5 protein-coding genes are annotated in these 6,894 nt (G+C 65.8%); 2 read left to right on the plus strand and 3 right to left on the minus strand.

Annotated elements, in window-relative coordinates; all coding sequences use genetic code 11:
* Nucleotides 1-229, plus strand: a 229-nt coding sequence (locus C1933_RS15360) for an IS3 family transposase (protein WP_159094033.1), incomplete at its 5' end; no start/stop codon positions are given.
* A gap of 514 nt (nucleotides 230-743) precedes the next feature.
* On the opposite strand, the gene C1933_RS15365 is transcribed toward C1933_RS15360, so the two are convergent.
* The 3 genes from C1933_RS15365 to C1933_RS15375 form a co-directional block, all read right to left on the minus strand.
* The gene (locus tag C1933_RS15365) at nucleotides 744-2,462 is read right to left on the minus strand and encodes a thiamine pyrophosphate-dependent enzyme (protein WP_108753950.1); all 1,719 of its coding nucleotides are present in this window, start codon (nucleotides 2,460-2,462) and stop codon (nucleotides 744-746) included.
* Nucleotides 2,463-2,572: 110 nt separating this feature from the next.
* On the minus strand, nucleotides 2,573-3,430 hold the full coding sequence (locus C1933_RS15370) for a hypothetical protein (RefSeq protein WP_108754864.1): 858 nt from the start codon (nucleotides 3,428-3,430) through the stop codon (nucleotides 2,573-2,575).
* Nucleotides 3,431-3,466: 36 nt separating this feature from the next.
* Nucleotides 3,467-3,943 (minus strand): DUF3574 domain-containing protein, encoded by a 477-nt coding sequence (locus C1933_RS15375; protein ID WP_164272567.1) that lies wholly within the window; start codon nucleotides 3,941-3,943, stop codon nucleotides 3,467-3,469.
* Nucleotides 3,944-4,184: 241 nt separating this feature from the next.
* Here C1933_RS15375 and C1933_RS15380 point away from each other — a divergent pair, with 241 nt between their 5' ends.
* Nucleotides 4,185-6,617: a TonB-dependent receptor gene (locus C1933_RS15380; protein WP_108753951.1), complete on the plus strand. Its 2,433-nt coding sequence runs from the start codon at nucleotides 4,185-4,187 to the stop codon at nucleotides 6,615-6,617.
* Nucleotides 6,618-6,894 lie beyond the last annotated feature (277 nt).

The raw sequence follows: 6,894 nt of genomic DNA on the forward strand, positions 1-6,894 counted from the left end.
GAAACAGAGCATGTCCCGGCGTGGCAACTGCCTGGACAACGCGGCCATGGAAAGCTTCTTCGGGACCCTGAAGTCGGAATTTTTCTACCTGAACACCTTTGACAGCATCGATAGCCTGGAAGCTGGGCTGGTGGAGTACATCCGGTACTACAACGAGAATCGTATCCGCTTGAAACTAAAGGGCTTGAGCCCCGTACAGTACCGGGAGCAGGCCGCGCTGGCCGCCTGATCCCCCACCTGTCCAACTTCAGGGGGTCATTTCACCTTGGGGGCTTGGCCGCGGCATCCATGCCGCGGACATCCCCGCGTCACCCACCCGCCCGGCCCCTCGTGGTTTCCTGCGCGCGCCAGCCACGGAAGAGAATCAAAAGATCAAAAGCAGGCTCCCTTTGTAGAGCCGAGCCCATGCTCGGCTGCCGTACGCGCGAGTCCTCAGCCGAGCATGGCTCGGCTCTACAGAAGATCTTTCCGATCGTTCTTTTGATAGCCACGCCATCCGTGGATCCAACGTGTCGACCAAGGTCGACACCCACCAGAGCGGAATGCCGTTCCAACGGATCGCGGCCAACTGTCGAAGGCGGGGTGGGTCCGGTTGCGGGGGTATCCGCGCCATGGATGGCGCGGCTAAGCCCCCAGGGAAGGGTTTACGGCGTCCCCCGCAACCGGACCCACCCCGCCATCGCTCAGGAAACCGGCTTCCGCTTTGGCTCTGGCCTCTGCGGGTGCAGGGCGCAGCCCTGCCCTCACTTCTTCAGGAAGTTGTCCACCAGCAGATGCTTCACGTCGTCGAAGCGGCCGTTCAACACCGCCTTGGCCGCATACAGCGCCGTGCCGGCCACCTGCTTGGCTTCGATCTGCGGCGGCATCACCAGCTCGGCGCGGCTGGTATGCACGTCCAGCAGCGCCGGGCCGCGCTGGGACAGGAAATCCAGCACCGCCTCTTCCAGATCCTCGCTGCGGGTCACGGTGCGGCCGTGGAAACCGATCACCTCGGCCAAGCGGCCGAAATCCGGGTTCTTCAAGTCGGTGTAATTGTCCAGCAGGCCTTCCACTTTCTGTTCCAGCTCGACGAAATTCAGCGAGCCGTTGTTGAACACCACCACCTTGATCGGCAGGTCTTCCTGCACTGCGGTCAGCAGATCGCCCAGCAGCATGGCCAGGCCACCATCGCCGGACAGCGAGATCACCTGCCGGCCGGGGAAGGCCTTCTGCAGGCCCAGCGCCTGCGGCATGGCATTGGCCATCGTGCCGTGCAGCAGGCTGGTCAGCGTGCGGCGGCGGCCGTTCACCCGGATATGGCGCAGGATCCACACCATCGGTGAACCGCCATCGGCAGTGAACAGCGCATCATCGGCCGCATGCCGGGACAGCAGCGCGGTCAGGTGCTGCGGGTGGATCAGTTCGCCCTTGCCCGGCTGTTCTTCCTGTTCACGCGTGTGCAGTGCCTTGTCACGGCGGGCGATGCATTCGTCCAGGAAGCTGCTGTCTTCGCGCGGCGGCAACAGCGGCAGCAGCGCGTCCAGCGTCGGTGCGATATCGCCCACCACGCCCAGATCCACCGGATGGCGGCGGCCCAGGTGGCTGCCATCGTGATCGATCTGGATGATCGTGGCCTTGTCCGGGTAGAACTGGCCCCAGGCGAAATCAGCGCCGAGCAGCAGCAGCGTGTCGCAGGCCATCAGCGTGTGGAAGCCCGATTCAATGCCGAAGATGCCGGTCATGCCCATGTTGTAGGGGTTGTCCGGTTCGACGAAATCCTTCGCGCGCGAGGTGTGCGCCACCGGTGCCTGCAGCCGGCGCGCCAGTTCGATCAGCTGCGCATGCGCGCCCTGGCAGCCGGCACCGGCATAGATGCCGATGCGCTTGCCCTGCCCCAGCAGCTCGGCGATGCGCTGCAGCTCGGCGTCGGCCGGGCGCAGCACCGGCTGGGTGTAGTGCACCGAGAACGGCACATCGTGCTTCACCTCGGCCTCGCTGATATCGGCCGGCAGGATCACCACCGCCACGCCGCGGCGGCTGATCGCCGCCTGGCACGCCAGCGCCACCACGCGCCGCGCCTGCTCGGGGCTGTGGACCTGCTCGCAGAACACCGTGCAGCTGGCATAGACCGATTTGAAATCCACTTCCTGCGGGAATTCCATGCCCAGTTCACTGGTCACGATCTGGCTGGCGATCAGCACCAGCGGCGCGCGGTTGCGGTTGCTTTCGAAGATGCCGTTGATGAAATGCAGTCCCCCGGGGCCACAGGAGCCGGCGCAGGCGGTCAACTGACCGCTCACCAGCGAATCGGCACCGGCGGCGAAAGCAGCCACTTCTTCGTGCCGCACGTGCACCCAGTCGATCTCGCTGCGGTGCATGGCATCGGTCACGTGGTTCAGCGTGTCGCCCACGATCCCGTAACAGCGGCGCACGCCCGCCTGCTGCAGGGTTTCAACAACGATCTCGGCAACGCGCTTGCTCATGGGAAAAGCCTTGCTTGGGGGAGGACCCCGAGGCTAGACCCCGCACGGTGACGCTTCCGTGGGCATCGGCGCATTGCGCCCCATACATCGGTATAGGGCGCGCGCGGTGTTCAGTTCACGTTGATCCAGCCCACGACGGCGCCGCGCTTTGCATTCTGATAGCGCACCTGCACCCAGCCATCGGCGGCATCGCGCAGTTCCACCCGATCGCCCTGCACCAGGTAGCGCTGGGTGCTGGTTGCGCCTGGCCGTTCGAACAGGAACAGGCGCGCCGGCCGCACCGTGGCCCGGATGCCTGGCACCGGAGAGGGACCGGTGGGCGCGACCAAGCCATCGCCGATGGCGCTGTCGAGCACGCGGCCCTGCGCATCGAAGGTGCGCCACACCGCCAGCGGCCCTTGCTCGCCGGTGTGATCGACCTCCAGCGCGGCATCGAAGGCATCGCCCAGCTGCAGCACGTCCTCGGCGCGGTACAGATAGAGCTTCGTGCCCGCGAACCGGTACAGATCGGTGTACCACATCGGGCCGCTGCGGCAGCTGCTGCTCAGCGTGCGCGTGGCAGCGTCGACGCTCAGGCCCATCAGGTTGCCGCAGCTGTCACGGCCGTGGGTGTCCGCCTCCAGCGCGTGGAACCCGCCGCTGGCCGGATCGAAGCGATAGACCGCCACTGCTTCATTGACCATGCCCACCGACGCGCGTGCGACCAGTTCGGGGCGCCCATCGAAATCGATGTCTTCGGCAGACAACCGCGCGTTGCCATCGGCATCTGCCGCGCCTGCCAGTTCCAGGCGCTTGCCGGACGACGAGACACGCACGTCGATGCTGCCGCCCTCCATCACCGCGGCCTGCACCTGTACACCCGGTGCCGGCGCAAAGCGCAGCGGACCATCGTCCTGGTCGGCCGCCTGCGCGGCCGGCACCAGCAGGCCTGCCAGCAGCAGGCCCAACACCGCATCCCTGTGTTTCATCATTGCCGCCCGTGGCGCCGCCTTGGCGCCTTCAGGTCAGAACGATACGTCAACCGCCTGCCGCGACCACAGTACCGACTGGTGCCGGGTCTGCTGCTTCCACGCCAGGCGGATCGCCTCGATGTCGGCGCGGCGCTGCGGGCTGTCTTCGTGCAGCACCACCAGCACCTTGGTGCGCAGGCGGTTTGGCGCCGCATCGCCACGGAACAGCCACTGGCCGTACGCATCGAACACGGTCAGGCCATCGGGGAAGCGCGGGGTCACTTCCTTGTCCAGGAACGCGCGCCACTGCGCCTCGCTGATGGTGTCTGCCTGCGGGCGGTTGCCGCTGCCCTGCTCTTCACCCACGCCGAAGTACAGCTCGCTGCGCACCCAGCCGTGGCCGCTGGCCGGGCGGGCCGCATCGCCTTCCAGCGCGGCGGTGGTGGTGTAGGCGCTGGGCGCCTGCGAAGACAGGCTGGCGCAGCCGCTGGTGGCCAGCAGTACGGCGAAGATCAGGCCAAGGCGTTTCATCGGGAACAACACTCCGGGGAAGGGGAACAAACGCGGTGAAAGGGCACGGAGGGTACACCCGCGCCGTGGTTGCAACTGCAACCAATCACTCATGCCCTGCAGGCATGAACTGATGCAAAGACAACCGGGGCTTGCATCACACCGGCTGCTCACGCGAAGATAATATATCGCTTCATCCGGATGGATGTAAGTGAAACCATCACCTCCCCCCCTTCCCCACGTTGTCGCTGCTGGAGTCTGCATGTCCCCCCGCCTGTCCGCGTCGCCGCTTGGCCTCGCCATCGCGCTTGCGCTGTCCCCCGCCCTTGCCCTGGCCCAGGATGCCGCCACCAACCTGGACACGGTGATCGTGACCGGCACCCGCGCCGCCGACCGCACCGTGCTCGAATCCACCGCGCCGGTGGACGTGCTGACCGCCGAGGACATCCGCAAGGCCGGCGTGGTCAACGGCGAACTGGGCAGCGCGCTGCAGGCCCTGCTGCCCTCGTTCAACTTCCCGCGCCAGTCCAATTCCGGTGGCGCCGACCACGTGCGCGCCGCACAGCTGCGCGGTCTGTCGCCGGACCAGGTGCTGGTGCTGGTGAACGGCAAGCGCCGCCACCACACCGCGCTGGTGAACACCGACAGCAAGATCGGCAAGGGCACCACCCCGGTCGATTTCAACTCGATTCCGGTCAGCGCCATCAAGCGCATCGAAGTGCTGCGCGACGGCGCCGGTGCGCTGTACGGCTCCGATGCGGTGGCCGGCGTGATCAACGTGATCCTGGACAACGGCGGCGACGGTGGCGAGATCGAAGCCAGCTACGGCGCCAACCACACCGACCTGAAGCCGATCGGCCGCACCCTCACCGATGGCCAGACCGGCAACGTCAGCGCCAAGGTCGGCACCTTGCTGGGCGAAGACGGCGGCTTCCTGCGCGTGGGCCTGGAATACAAGAAGCGCAACGGCACCAACCGCGCCGGCTACGACCTGATTCCGCCGTGGGACCAGACCGAGGCCAACCTGGCACTGCAGGGCAAGCGCAACTACGTGCTCGGCGACGGTGCCAGCAAGGACATCAACCTGTGGCTGAACACTGAAATCCCGGTGGGCAAGACCGCCACGTTCTATGCGTTCGGCACCTTCAACCAGCGCGACACCGAAGGCGCCAACTACTTCCGCTACCCCGACAGCGATGCCAACTGGAAGGAGGTGTACCCGAACGGTTACCGCCCCATTTCCGAGGGCGAGAACCGCGACGTGCAGGCCGTGGCCGGCGTGCGCGGGCAGTGGGGCGAGTGGAGCTATGACGGCAGCGTGGATTACGGCCAGAACGACTTCACCTACCGCCTGCGCGATTCGATCAACGCCTCGCTGGGCCCGACCAGCCCGACCCGCTTCAAGACCGCCGATTACCAGTACGCGCAGACCGTGGGCAACCTGGATCTGAGCCGTGTGTTCAGCCAGAGCGACAGCATCACCCATACCCTGGGGCTGGGCGCGGAAGTGCGCCACGAGCGCTATGAAACCCGCCCCGGAGATCCGTCCAGCTATGCCGCGGGCCCGTACACCGACCGCCCGACCGGCTCGCAGGCCGGCGGTGGCCTGACCCCGCAGGATGCGGCCTCGCTGGCCCGCGATGTGGCCAGCGCCTATGCCAGCCTGTCCAGCCAGTTCGGCGATCACTTCTCCACCGACCTGGCCGCGCGCTACGAGCACAACGATGATTTCGGCGGCGAACTGACCGGCAAGCTCGGCCTGCGCTACGAATTCACCCCGGCCTTCGCCCTGCGCGGCGCCATCTCCAACAACTTCCGTGCGCCGTCGCTGGCACAGATCGGCTACGAGTCCACGTCCACCGGCTACAACGCCGCCGGCCAGCTGGTGCAGGGCCGCCTGCTCTCGGTGAACAACCCGATCGCCCGCGGCCTCGGCGCGCAGGACCTGAAGCCGGAAAAATCGCTGAACACCTCGCTGGGCTTCACCAGCCGCATCGGCGAGCATTTCGACCTGTCGCTGGACTTCTTCCAGATTGATATCGACGACCGCATCGCCTTGTCTGAAAGCATCACCGGCGATGCGCTGACCGACTACGTGGCCGCCAACTACGGCGTCACCGGCCTGCAGAGTGCCAGCTTCTTCGTCAACGCCGCCGACACCCGCACCCGCGGTGCCGAGCTGGTGACCAACTGGCGCCAGGCGCTGGGCGATGGCCAGCTGCTGCTGACCGGCACCTACGCCTATACCAAGACCACGCTGAAGAACGTGCTGGCCACCCCGGCCCAGCTGCAGGCGCTGGATGCGGACTACGTGCTGTTCGGCATCGAAGAGACCAACACCCTGACCGATGCCACCCCGCGCAGCCGCGCCGGCTTCTCGGCCGCCTGGAGCAACGACCACTGGTCGCTGAGCAGCCGGGTGAACCGCTACGGCAGCGCCACCCGCGTGTTCAACTTCGGCGACGGCTACATTCCGCGCCAGACCTACCAGGCCGAATGGCAGCTGGATGCGGAAGTGGAATACCGCTTCAACAAGCAGTGGAGCGTGGCCATTGGCGGGCAGAACCTGACCGACAACTATCCGGACAAGTCCAACGACGATATCTACTACTACGGCAACCTGCCGTACGACGTGCTGTCGCCGATCGGCAGCAACGGCGCGTACTACTACGGTCGCGTGCGTTATACGTTCTGATGCCGCGCAGGGCGGCCCATCGAAGTGATGGGCCGCCCCGGTGGAATCGGCTGGCTTGAATCGACTGGGAAAACGACCGGCTCAAATCGACCGGGAAAAACGATCGGGTAGAGTCGACTGTTAGTTGTGATCTCTCTGTACGTTGTTCATCCGGGACATCTCTGGAAAATGGTGGTTACCACACCTCTCCAGATCCCAAAGAGCCCGGATGAACAACCATAAAAATGCCCGTTTAACGCCGTTTAGTCGAGAACTTCTTGTCCGTCGCATCCTCCAC

Origin of the sequence: Stenotrophomonas sp. ZAC14D2_NAIMI4_6 (assembly GCF_003086875.1) — a bacterium.
GTDB lineage: Bacteria > Pseudomonadota > Gammaproteobacteria > Xanthomonadales > Xanthomonadaceae > Stenotrophomonas.